This is a genomic window from Azohydromonas australica DSM 1124 (genome assembly GCF_000430725.1).
GTDB lineage: Bacteria > Pseudomonadota > Gammaproteobacteria > Burkholderiales > Burkholderiaceae_C > Azohydromonas > Azohydromonas australica.
Map to the genome: position 1 here is coordinate 107472 of NZ_KE387205.1, position 10824 is coordinate 118295.

Consider the following 10824-nt stretch of genomic DNA (forward strand, 5'->3'; position numbering starts at 1 on the left):
CCGGCGCCGGACGTCAACACCAACGCCCAGGTCATGGCCTGGATGATGGACACCTACTCCATGAACACCGGCGCCACCGCCACCGGCGTGGTCACCGGCAAGCCGATCCACCTCGGCGGCTCGCTGGGCCGCGTGAAGGCCACGGGCCGCGGCGTCTTCGTCACCGGGCGCGAGGCGGCGCGGCGCATCAATTTGCCGCTGGACGGCGCGCGCGTGGCCGTGCAAGGCTTCGGCAACGTGGGCTCGGTGGCGGCGCAGCTGTTCGCCGAGGCTGGCGCTCGCATCGTCGCCGTGCAAGACCACAGCGGGACCATCGTCAATGGCGCCGGCCTGGACCCGGCCAAGCTCAGCGAGCACGTCGCGCGCCACGGCGGCGTGCGCGGCTTCCGTAGCGCGGAGCTCATCGACAACGATCTCTTCTGGGACGTGCAGTGCGACATCCTCATCCCTGCCGCGCTGGAAGGCCAGATCGACAGCGGTCGCGCACAGCGCATCAACGCCCGGCTGGTGCTCGAAGGCGCCAACGGACCGACGCTGCCCGAAGGCGATGACGTGCTGGCCGATCGCGGCGTGCTGGTGGTGCCGGACGTAATCTGCAACGCTGGCGGCGTAACGGTGAGCTACTTCGAGTGGGTGCAGGACTTCTCCAGCTTCTTCTGGACCGAGGACGAGATCAACGTGCGGCTGGACAAGATCATGACCGACTCGCTGCGACACATCTGGCACATGGCCGACAAGCACCGCATCACCCTGCGCACGGCCACATTTGCCGTGGCTTGCGAGCGGATCCTGTCGGCCCGTGAAGAGCGCGGCCTGTACCCCTGAGCCTTTTTTCGGGAGCCCGGTAGGCCATCGGGGCATCGGCTCCCTGCCCTTGCAGCCTGCCTGCATGGGTGCGCGCCACGCCCGAGCTGGCGCGCCTGTTCGTGACCAGAAGGAAATTCTCATGAAACACGTCGCTCTCAATACGCGGCTGTGGGCCGCCGTCCTCGTGCCCGCACTTCTAAGCGCAGCGTCCCTGGCAGCCGATGCACAGGAAGTCGTGAAGATCGGCTTCAGCAGCCCGCTGTCCGGTCCGCAAGCTTCCAGCGGTACAGACAACCGTGACGGCCTGCTTTTGGCAGTCAAGGAGCTCAATGCCAAGGGAGTTCAGGTCGGTGGCCAGAAGGTGAGCTTCGATGTCGTGGCCGAGGACGACGCGGGCGACCCGCGCCAAGGTGTGGCCGTGGCGCAGAAGCTGGCCGATGCGAAGGTCCGTTATGTCGTGGGCCCCTACAACTCGGGCGTCGCCATACCTGCCGGGCGCATCTACAACGAGGCCGGCATGGTGATGCTGACCGTGGGCTCCAACCCCAAGCTCACCGAACTGGGCTATCCGCGCTTGTTCCGCGTCGGCGGCAACGATGTACAGGTGGGCACCGCCATGGCGGTCTATGCCGCCAAGGAGATGAAGGTCAAGAACGTCGCCGTGGTCGATGACCGCACCGCCTATGGCCAGGGGCTCGTGGCCGAATTCGTGGCCGAGGCCAAGCGCCAAGGCCTCAACATCGTCAAGCAGGAATTCACCACCGACAAGGCCACCGACTTCACGGCCATCCTGACCGCCATCCGAGGCGCCAAGCCTGACGCCGTCGTCTACGGCGGCTACTCGGCCCAGAGCGGTCCCCTGCTGCGCCAGATGGTGGCCTTGGGGCTGCAGGCCAAGCTGCTGGGCGGCGACGCCATCTGCGACACGGAAACCAGCCGGCTCAGCGGTGGGGTGGCCGACGGCAGGGTGATCTGCATGCGAGCAGGCGGGCTCATCGAAAAGTCCGAGGCTGGCCGGGCCTTCATTGCCAAGTACAAGGCCGCCTACCAGCGCGACCCGTTGACCTACGCGGCGAACTTCTACGACGCGGCCATGCTGATCGCGGACGCCATGCAAAAGGCCGGCTCCACCGACCCGGGCAAGGTTGCCGACCAGATCGCCAAGGGCAGCTACAAGGGCGTGGCCGCCGAGTACTCGTTCACCGCAAAACACGACCTGAAGTCGTCGCCGGTCAGCGTCTACGTGTTCAAGGGCAGCCAGCCCACGGCATTGTCCTCATTCTGAGTGCCAAGGCCGTCTACCCATGCCGGCCTCTCAAGCCGTTCGCGCAGGCTCGCCGAGTCCGAATAGAGCAGCGCTCGCTTGCCCTGTGCAAACCGGCGACAGAGGCGATTTGGTGGCGGGCCTGTCGGCAACGGCTGGCCTGTCCCTCAAGCCGCCCTCTCTCCGAGCCCATCTGCTGGCGAGCGGTTGCGCCTGTACGGCGTCGATCGTGCCAGGAGGGCAGGTTCTCCGGACAGCAGGTGCCCCAGCCGTTCGCGCTTGGTGGCGAGGTAGCCGGCGTTTTCCGGATGGCTTCCGGCGGCGTGCAGCTCACGCTCCACCACCGTGATGCCCTGTTCGCGCAGCGCCAGCAGCTTCAGCGGGTTGGTGCTCATGAGCCGGATCGAGGTCGCGCACAGCGCCTTGAGAATGGCCGTGGCCGCCTCGTAGCGCCGCGCGTCCACGGGGTGCCCCAGCGCCAAGTTGGCGTCCACCGTGTCCAGGTCCTGGTCCTGCAGCGCGTAAGCGCTCAGTTTTTGCGCCAGGTCGATGCCGCGGCCTTCCTGGCCGCGCATGTAGACCACCGCGCCACGGCCAGCCTCCGCGATACGCTGCAGCGCCAGCTGCAGCTGAGGGCCACAGTCACAGCGCAGCGAGCCCAGCAGGTCGCCGGTCAGGCACTCGGAGTGCACGCGCACCAGCACCCCTTTGGCGCCGGCGAGCTCGCCCATGCGGATGGTCAGATGCTCCACGCTGGCGCGGGGATCGGTCCAGGTCTGAAGCTCGAATTCACCGTGCAGCGTGGGCAACCGGACGCTGGGCCCGGCCTCCACCGGCGGCGGCAGCGCGGGAGCGTCGGATTTCACGGGCACCCCCGCCGTCAGCGCATGAACGTGCGCAGCTGGCGCAAGCTGCGCACCGCTGCTAGGCAGGCGCTGGCCACCTCCTCGCCCTTCTTCACGAAGTGCGCGGCGAAGAAGCTGCGGTGTTCCTCGTGGTCGTGGAAGTCGCGCGGCGTGAGCACGGCGGAAAGCACGGGCACGCCGCTGTCAAGCTGCACGCGCATGAGGCCGTCAATGACCGCGCTGGTGACGAACTCGTGGCGGTAGATGCCGCCGTTGACGATCAGGGCGCAGGCAATGACGGCGTCGAAGGCACAGCTCTCAGCCAAGATCTGGGCATGCAGCGGGATCTCGAAGGCGCCCGCCACCGAGATGTGCGTGAGTGTGGCCGCCACGTCGAGGCCCTGGCGGCTCAGTTCGGCAGTGATGCCCTCATGCGCGCGCTCGACGATGTCACGGTGCCAGGAAGCGCTGACGACGGCAATGCGCAACTTGTCGATCGGGTTTGTGAGGGCAGCGTTGGACTTGTTCATGATTGACCCCGGCTAAGTTCAGTGGACGTCTGTCGGTCCACTCAGGCGGCGGCAACCAGGCACACGCGTGGTCTGGCGAACTCATGCCCGATGACGGCTCGTGCAAACAGGTAGCAGTTGAGCGTTCCTTCGGCCATATCGTCCATGTCAACATGACCTGCTTCGTCGCAAGGAAACGAGCATGCGTTAGTGGCATCGCGAAGCGACTCAAAACGCAACTCAAAGCGGGTTTCCTCGCGGCTCAGACGTAGCGCACCCATGGAAATCTCCTTCAAGACCATGTTTATCTCGGTGGATCCTTATCCACCTGCTTGCCATGACTCAGTGTGGGCGCCGTTGTATTCATGTGCCGGTTCATCACCACCGCCAATGCTCTGGATAAGAAGTCACGAAGTCTTCGCCGAGTGGAGACGCATGCCGCGCATGGAAAGCCCGAAGACATCGGTCGGCGTTTTGTTCTGAGCAAGTGACCTGCCCCCGGCAGACGTACCAGGCGTTGGGAAGTCGAGTCCTGGGTCGCGAGCCCAACTGTGTTGGCACGTGCTGTCGGGAAAGCCCAGGCTCCACGTCGCACACCATGACCATAGGACGACTGCGAGGGGCGGTCAGGGTGGGCGTTTGCTCCCTTGTTCCCTGTAGTATCCGCCTCTGGGTCGACCACCAGCGACGCCGCTACTCCATTACGGCGCGTTGTGCGCCGCAATTGAGTTTACGTTGAACTCTTTTCTTTTTTAGGCTGCCTGCGTACCCAGCTTCTCGTAAGTTCGATTGACGCGCGACAGCATGCAGGCGCCCTTCCACCTGCAGAGTCATGTAATTGTGTTTATGTCAGCTTTTATTGACAGCGCAACTTTTTTATCCAGTACATGGCGTTCCTGCGCTGATGCAACGCTGCGGTACGCCTTCTGACCATATCATCTGCCTGGCTTTGTGCATAGCCGGCGGCACGGTTGCTCAGCTATTCACAGGTGCCGCCTTGAATGCGCGTCAATCCGCCCTTACGACCCTCGTCGCCTGTTTGGGCAGCGCATAGAGGGTAAGCAGTCCACCGACCACCATCACAGCTGCAATGAAATAGATACCGTAGGCCAAGCTACCGGTCTCATTCTTGATGTAGCCGAGCAGCGCCGGGCTGACAAAGCCACCCACCACACCGATCGAGCTGACCAAGCCAATGCCGACGGCCGCGGTCTCTCGGCTCAGGTAGGTCGGCGGGATGGCCCAGAAGGTAATGGCGGCGCCAAACTGCACGAATGCCACAGCCGAGAGCACCAGAAGGCTCAGGGTCAGCGAGGACTGAAGGGTCGTCGAGAACGCCAACCCGATGGCAGCGAGGATGAGCGTCCCGCCCACATGCCAGCGGCGTTCTTTGAGCCGGTCCGAACTCGCGGTAATAACCAGTACACCTGCAGCAGCAAATGCATACGGAATCGCGGAGAGCCATCCAATGCTGGCTACATCCGATACGCCCAAGCTCTTGATGATGGTCGGAATCCAGAACGTGTAGGTGTAGTTGGCGCAGGCCGTGGCGAAATAGATCAGCGCAAGAAGCCAGACGCGCGCGTCGAACAGCGCAGCAGTGATGGACGAATTTTTCGTCCCATGCATCTCTGCCTCGCCCGCGTGGTCTCTGTCCAGGGCCGCTTGAACAACATCCTTCTCGCGCTGAGTCAGCCAGTCGGCATCAGCCGGCTTGTTATCCAGATACACGAAGCAGATCACACCGAGCACCAGCGTTGGCAATGCCTCGATCACGAACAACCACTCCCATCCAGACAGGCCAGCGACGCCTTGCATCGATCCCATGATCAGCCCTGAAACTGGCCCGCCAACCATGCCGGCCATCGGAACTGCAAACATGAATTTGCCGGTCACGGAAGCACGGTACGTGCTGGGGAACCAGTACGTGAGGTAGAGGATGATGCCGGGGAAAAAGCCCGCCTCGAAGGCGCCGAGGAGGAATCGGACGATGTAGAACTCAGTGGGTGTGCGCACAAGCATCGTCGCAGCGGATGTCACCCCCCAGAGGAGCATGATCCGCAGCAGAGTCAAGCGGGCGCCAATGCGTTGCAGCCACAGGTTGCTCGGCACTTCGAACAGCAGGTAGCTTATGAAAAATATTCCTGCTCCCAGACCATACACAGCGTCTGAAAATCCAAGTTCCGCTTTCATCTGCAGTTGTGCGTACCCGACATTGATGCGATCCAAAAATGCAAAGAAGTACGACACGAACAGTATAGGCAGCAGGCGCCCAGAAATTTTTCGCAGCACCGCATTAGTCTCTGCTTCGCCAACAGCCAACTTTTCTCCATTCATTGCTTTACCTCAAGCGAGAACGCATTAGATGTTAGCAACCGTGTTGTTAATGCTTCACACATCCGCGCAGGGGCAAACGGATAAGGGAAAAGTGTCGCTCAAGCCAGCGATGAAATTGCCGGACTGATGAACATTCGTATTCCCGCTGCTTTGCCAAACGACATTCTCATGGGAAACGATGGCACAAACGTGCCTTGATGGACAGCGCGATGCCCCTGTACACGGCGCAGTTGCAACCGCTCCCGCTACGAAGACGAGCAGTCCGACTGCATTAGAACTCGCTCGATCCAGCCTTGGGAACATCGGCTGGCGCTCCACAACCCTGCCCGCGTACTCACCAACTTGGTGGTTGCAGTCGGTCCGCTTGACCGTTCCAGACGATCACCACGGCGTTTCGCTTCCTACATTTCCAGCGCCAATAGAGCGTGGCGCCCTGGGCTGACCGGCCGGCCGTCAGTGCAGGCGTTGCGCGGTTGCGGCGATACGGCGCGTGTTCAGTACACCGCCGCCACTGAAGGAAGCCCGATGTCTGAATCATTCGATCACGCCAGTCCGCATGCCGGCATCCTGGAGACCACGCAGCGGTTCCTGCAACGCTCGCACCGCCTCTACATCGACGGTCGATGGGTTGACGCTTCATCGGGAGCCACACGCCCCGTGCTTGACCCTGCGACAGGCCAACAGATCTCGGTGATGGCCGAAGGCAACGTGCAGGATGTGGATGCAGCCGTCAGGGCAGCGCGCAAGGCCTTTGACGGTGGTGAATGGCGCAGGTTGTCCACCAACGAGCGCAGCAGGATTGTCTGGAAGATCGGTGAGCTCATCGACGTTCATGCCCAAGAGCTGGCGGAGCTGGAGGTTCTCGACGAAGGCGCACCCTTCGCCGTGGTCAAGGACTTCTGGGTGCGTTTGGCGGCAGATCACTTCCGCTACTACGCCGGCTGGCCGAACAAGCTCAATGGCGACACCATCCCGGTCAACATGCCCGGCGAATGGCACGCCTACACGGTGCGCGAGCCCGTTGGTGTGGTCGGCCAGATCATTCCATGGAACGTACCCTTTCTGATGGCGGCGTGGAAGCTGGCGCCGGCCTTGGCCGCGGGCTGCACTGTGGTGCTCAAGCCGGCGGAGGATACGCCGCTGACCGCCCTGCGCCTGGCCGAGCTGTGCCGCGAAGCCGGCGTGCCGGACGGTGTAGTGAACGTGATCACCGGTGGCGGGGACGCAGGCGCGGCGCTGGTGGCCCATCCAGACATCGACAAGATCGCGTTCACCGGTAGCACGGAAACCGGCAAGGCCATCGTTCGAGCCGCCGCGCAGAACCTCAAGCGTGTCAGCCTGGAACTCGGCGGCAAGAGCCCCGTGTTCGTATTCCCAGATGCCGACCTGGCGAACGTGATCCCGGGCGTGGCTCAGGCCGTGCTGCTGAACGCAGGCCAAGCCTGTACGGCCGGCTCACGCCTGTACATCCACGAAGACGTGTACGACCGGGTGATCGATGGTGTGGCGCAGTACGCGTCGTCGCTCAAGCTGGGGCATGGGCTGGATCCGGCGTCTCAACTCGGTCCATTGATCTCCGCGCGGCAGTTCTCGCGCGTGAGTCGCATGCTGCAAACCGGTCTTGACGAAGGCGCGCAGCTGGTGGTGGGCGGCCAGCAGCATGGTGACCGAGGCTATTTCATGCAGCCGACTCTGCTGACCGGCGTGCGGCCTGGCATGTCGGTCTACCGCGACGAGATCTTCGGTCCAGTCATTGCAGCCATGAAAATCTCGGGTGAGAACTTGGACGCCCTGGCCCGTGAAGCAAACAATACGACCTATGGATTGGGCGCCAGCATCTGGACCAATGACGTAAAGCGTGCACATCAACTGGCTGCCCGTATCCGGGCTGGCGTCATTTGGATCAACGCGCACCACAGCATTGATGCAGCATTTCCGTTTGGCGGCTTCAAGCAGTCGGGCTGGGGTCGCGAAATGGGTAAGCCCGGTATTGAGCTTTACACGGAGCTGAAGTCGGTCGCCATCAATCTCGGTTGATTCTCCACAAGCCACGAAAATTGTTGAGGCAGCACAGCCGCCGACGCTTGGCTTGATTCCTGATTTCTTCTCACTCCAGTCGACCGGGCGCGTCTATACGCGCCACGGTTTCCTTATGTCGTCGGCACTGATGGATCGACGCGTCCGATTGCCATAACGACACACCCACTGACCGAGGTTGCTTATATCTTTTGAAATCGCATGTCTACGCACGCCCAAGAATCATAAGGCGCCGAAAATCCAACTTCGGCCCCGTGACGTCTTTCCACTTATCGAGGGAGAAATTGAAGGAAGGATGCATTCAATGCGATCTGTTTGATGACCGGTCTGCCACTACACGGACTCGGCCTTTTCCTCATGGGAGCTTGGCTAGCCCCACCTCTATCGCCGTTTATTCAAGGACTACTCATGACCATGCCCCGTAAGCTGCTTCTTGGTGCACTTGTCGCCGCGTCGATTGTTTCGGCACAGGCACAGGAACTGCCAAAGGTCTCCACCAAGACCATGGACGCCGTACGAACGCCCCTGAACGTCGATGACGTGGTGACGATTGAGAACATCAAGAAGCTTCGCGTCCTCTACGCCCACTACCTCGACACGAAAAACCTAGAAGGCTTGGCCAGCCTGTTCACGCCTGACGCTGTCATCGATGCAGGCCTTGGGGTATGGCGTGGACGCGACGAGATCCGCACGGGCTTGGCCGCCGCATTCACAGATTATGACAAAAAGAATCTTGGGAGCTATCCGTTCATGCACCCCATGGTGAATCAATGGGTGGAAATCACCGGATCGAATAGCGCATTGGGGCGTTGTTATCTGATCGACTTTGCCACCGAGCGGGAACCCAAGGAAAACCCTTTACTGCTGCTCGCTTCCTATGCCGACGAATATTCCCGCATTGATGGCAAGTGGTACATCAACCGGTCCAAGCTCGACATTGTCTGGCCTACCCGCAGCATCGGCGGAGGCGACCCAGCAAAAGGCTTGGTTCTTCCGAAGTAATCGGCTCGAACGGTGACTGCTCGAACGTCAGCCGACTAACATTATCTGTGCGGCCACGCACTTTGAACGCACCCCGCAACGCAGGTGCGTGGTCTGCGCTGCATGTCATATGCCATGCCATGGAATCCCTTGTCATACAGGCGCCCCATAACAAGGAAAAATTCCACGACGGAGCAGGCATCGGCACAAGCGATTGTTCGCGGGGAAAAGCAAGGCCTGCGCCAACCGGCTTCACCTTGGTGCATATCGAATCTGACCGTGCCAATGCGTTGTTGCTGCGGTATCTCATGGACCTGAAAGGCCATCACACGCTGTACCAGGCGACCGATGGCGGATCCGGGCTGGAACTTTGCCTGCAACTGCACCCGGACTTAATCCTTACTGAGATGCATCTGCCCGACATGAACGGCCACGAGCTATTGCAGCGGCTGAGAGCACATGCAGCAACGCGCCATACTCTCTGTATCGTGCTGTCTGGAGACGCCATGAACAACACCATCGAACGCGCCTTGGCGGCGGGATTCGATGACTATTGGACCAAGCCTATCGATGTATGGCAATTCCTGGACAAGTTGCACGAGGCCTTGGGCCGCATTCGGTGACACGAGGAGGTTCCTAACGCAACGGCAGACGTTTAGTGCGAAAGCCGCAAACGAATAATTAAAGGCCCGTGAAGCGGGCCTTTTTGTTCTGTCATATGGCGCAAAGCTTGCGCCTCTTCAGGTCAGAACCAGATTTCGACCTGCACGCCGGCCGCGGTCTTGCTGGTGCGCTTTTGCGCATTTGCCGCTGCATAGGCTCCATTCCAGTCGAACCGGGAGACATAAAGGCGAAGCTCCGGCCGGTCCAGCCAGTCAGGCCCCGTGGTCAACGTCGGTGCCACAGTGAATTTCGTCAGTCGCTGCGAGGCGCCGCCCTCGGGCTTGTTCACGCCCGTACCCAGTTCAGCCTGCAGCTTGAAGTTGCGGGTAAAGGCATATGCAACACGGCCGCCGATGGAGCTGAAGTCAACTCGGGCGTTGTCCGGACCATACTGGCCGTAGCGCAGCATGAGCTGTCCGGTCAGCGGACCTTTACCCCACAACATGCTTTCCACGATCCGCCAAGCCTTGCGATCCGAGGTGCTGTTACCGGGGGCAAAATTCATATTTGCCTCCGCGGAGCCTTTGGCGTACTGGAGCCAGAGAGTGTTGACGCCACCCAGAACACCTGCTTGATCGTGCTGGAGACTCAGTCCCGCACCGCTGCTTCCACCGGGACCACTGAAGGACGTGGCCACGCCAGTGATCCGCAGTTTGCCACCAGGATTCGTGTTGATACCGCCCAGATCGGCATTCAATCGAGTACCGGGATTAGGCGTGTCGTCCCCGTCGCGGAAAACGGCAAGTCCCAGCGCAGCGTCGCCGATCTTGATGCCATCCACGCCAGCGCCCGTACCCGTCATGTTGATAGGGAAATAGTCATCGAAATAGACGAAAGCGCGATTGCCGAACCGCTTGCCCGCCCAAAACGACACATCAGGTGCGAAATCAAAGCCCGAAGCCTGAACCCAGGCCTGATTGACACCGAGCTTCTCTGCACCGATGTCCGAACCAGGTCGGTAAAAGTTGGTCATCAGGATGGTCTTGAAGTCAATGCCGCCAGCCTTCCCGCCCTGACTAAGGGTGAACTCGCCATAGGTTTCGCACTCGTTTCCAAGGCGCCCCACACCGCCATGACCGAAGGTGTTGTCGCCACCTTGCGCACTGAAGCAACTCTGCCGGTCCCCAGTGCTGCCTTTCTCGCCGGGGCCGGCACGCAGGTATCCGTTCCAGTCCAAAGCATGGGCAGCGCCACACGCGAACATGGCAACTGCAGACGCCGTGCGAATACTCGCCGCTAGTTTTTTATTCATATCATTTGTCTCCTTGGTCTACGAAAGGGCCTGCCATGAATCGGGCAGGAGTAAAAATCCAAACGCGTTGCATGGCGCGCAGTCCGCGCTGCGGGTAATTGCGTCCGTGGGATGCGACAGGGCAACCGG

General features: G+C 61.2%; 10 protein-coding genes. 5 read left to right on the forward strand and 5 right to left on the reverse strand.

Going from position 1 to position 10824, the window contains the following annotated elements; genetic code table 11:
- Window positions 1-825 (forward strand): Glu/Leu/Phe/Val family dehydrogenase (locus H537_RS45300; protein WP_043459941.1); only part of this gene is annotated, 825 nt, incomplete at its 5' end.
- Window positions 826-946: 121 nt separating this feature from the next.
- On the forward strand, window positions 947-2092 hold the full coding sequence (locus tag H537_RS0124465) for a branched-chain amino acid ABC transporter substrate-binding protein (protein WP_051243205.1): 1146 nt from the start codon (window positions 947-949) through the stop codon (window positions 2090-2092).
- Window positions 2093-2238: 146 nt separating this feature from the next.
- On the opposite strand, the gene ribA is transcribed toward H537_RS0124465, so the two are convergent.
- From ribA to H537_RS0124480, 4 genes are all read right to left on the reverse strand, one after another.
- Window positions 2239-2937 carry a GTP cyclohydrolase II gene (gene ribA / locus H537_RS45305; RefSeq protein ID WP_084150951.1) on the reverse strand — a complete coding sequence of 233 codons (699 nt, stop codon included), beginning with the start codon at window positions 2935-2937 and terminating at the stop codon, window positions 2239-2241.
- A 14-nt stretch (window positions 2938-2951) separates the two neighbouring features.
- Window positions 2952-3446: a 6,7-dimethyl-8-ribityllumazine synthase gene (locus H537_RS0124475; RefSeq protein WP_051243206.1), complete on the reverse strand. Its 495-nt coding sequence runs from the start codon at window positions 3444-3446 to the stop codon at window positions 2952-2954.
- Window positions 3447-3487: 41 nt separating this feature from the next.
- Window positions 3488-3727 carry a hypothetical protein gene (locus H537_RS51485; protein WP_238446781.1) on the reverse strand — a complete coding sequence of 80 codons (240 nt, stop codon included), beginning with the start codon at window positions 3725-3727 and terminating at the stop codon, window positions 3488-3490.
- Window positions 3728-4433: 706 nt separating this feature from the next.
- On the reverse strand, window positions 4434-5762 hold the full coding sequence (locus tag H537_RS0124480; RefSeq protein ID WP_028999949.1) for an MFS transporter: 1329 nt from the start codon (window positions 5760-5762) through the stop codon (window positions 4434-4436).
- Window positions 5763-6287: 525 nt separating this feature from the next.
- Here H537_RS0124480 and H537_RS0124485 point away from each other — a divergent pair.
- The 3 genes from H537_RS0124485 to H537_RS0124495 all read left to right on the forward strand — a co-directional run bounded on the left by H537_RS0124485 (window position 6288) and on the right by H537_RS0124495 (window position 9403).
- Window positions 6288-7799 (forward strand): aldehyde dehydrogenase family protein, encoded by a 1512-nt coding sequence (locus tag H537_RS0124485; RefSeq protein ID WP_028999950.1) that lies wholly within the window; start codon window positions 6288-6290, stop codon window positions 7797-7799.
- A 408-nt stretch (window positions 7800-8207) separates the two neighbouring features.
- Window positions 8208-8801 carry a nuclear transport factor 2 family protein gene (locus H537_RS0124490; protein WP_238446782.1) on the forward strand — a complete coding sequence of 198 codons (594 nt, stop codon included), beginning with the start codon at window positions 8208-8210 and terminating at the stop codon, window positions 8799-8801.
- A 119-nt stretch (window positions 8802-8920) separates the two neighbouring features.
- Window positions 8921-9403 (forward strand): response regulator, encoded by a 483-nt coding sequence (locus tag H537_RS0124495; RefSeq protein WP_084150921.1) that lies wholly within the window; start codon window positions 8921-8923, stop codon window positions 9401-9403.
- Window positions 9404-9525: 122 nt separating this feature from the next.
- On the opposite strand, the gene H537_RS45310 is transcribed toward H537_RS0124495, so the two are convergent.
- A complete protein-coding gene (locus tag H537_RS45310) occupies window positions 9526-10695 on the reverse strand; it encodes a carbohydrate porin (protein ID WP_084150922.1) in 1170 nt (389 codons plus the stop codon).
- Between the last annotated feature and the right edge of the window lie 129 nt (window positions 10696-10824).

Coding starts and splice junctions, on each gene's coding strand:
- H537_RS51485 (WP_238446781.1), bottom strand. CDS start 3,727: ATGGTCTTGAAGGAGATTTCCATGGGTGCGCTACGTCTGAGCCGCGAG.
- H537_RS0124465 (WP_051243205.1), top strand. CDS start 947: ATGAAACACGTCGCTCTCAATACGCGGCTGTGGGCCGCCGTCCTCGTG.
- H537_RS0124495 (WP_084150921.1), top strand. CDS start 8,921: ATGGAATCCCTTGTCATACAGGCGCCCCATAACAAGGAAAAATTCCAC.
- H537_RS0124475 (WP_051243206.1), bottom strand. CDS start 3,446: ATGAACAAGTCCAACGCTGCCCTCACAAACCCGATCGACAAGTTGCGC.
- H537_RS0124490 (WP_238446782.1), top strand. CDS start 8,208: ATGACCATGCCCCGTAAGCTGCTTCTTGGTGCACTTGTCGCCGCGTCG.
- H537_RS0124480 (WP_028999949.1), bottom strand. CDS start 5,762: ATGAATGGAGAAAAGTTGGCTGTTGGCGAAGCAGAGACTAATGCGGTG.
- H537_RS45310 (WP_084150922.1), bottom strand. CDS start 10,695: ATGAATAAAAAACTAGCGGCGAGTATTCGCACGGCGTCTGCAGTTGCC.
- H537_RS0124485 (WP_028999950.1), top strand. CDS start 6,288: ATGTCTGAATCATTCGATCACGCCAGTCCGCATGCCGGCATCCTGGAG.